The organism is Gordonia sp. UBA7599 (assembly GCA_002477755.1).
GTDB lineage: Bacteria > Actinomycetota > Actinomycetes > Mycobacteriales > Mycobacteriaceae > Gordonia.
The window spans coordinates 1-313 of record DLKD01000011.1 but is presented as its reverse complement, the minus strand read 5'-3'; the positions used below and the strand labels follow the sequence as shown (position 1 = coordinate 313).

1 protein-coding gene is annotated in these 313 nt (G+C 70.9%); it reads left to right on the top strand.

The window, feature by feature from the left end:
• The coding region (locus B4L26_RS00815; RefSeq protein ID WP_290714664.1) for a hypothetical protein at window positions 1-313 on the top strand (313 nt) is incomplete at both ends.

Sequence of the window (313 nt, the reverse complement as noted above, 5' to 3'; positions counted from 1 at the left end):
GGTGGCCGGGTCGCCCGGCCCGGATGCGGCGGTATTGACCAGCGCGCTTGATGTCGAGGGCTTCGCCGTGGCCTCCGACGACGGTCCCGCGGCGGTCGGGCTGTATTGCGTCGATCTGAGTGTCGGCCCCGCGTCCTGCTTTGACGATGGTGGACCACAGGAATCCGCGGCGAAGCAGGGAATCAGTGAACTGCATTCCCGCTGCGACGCGGTCGCGATCGTCGGCGTGGGGCTCGAGCGCTGCCAACAGTGGCCCGCCCGGATTGCCGCGCTGGCCCGAGCCGCCGACCCCGACGGTGGTGCGGCGGTGTTC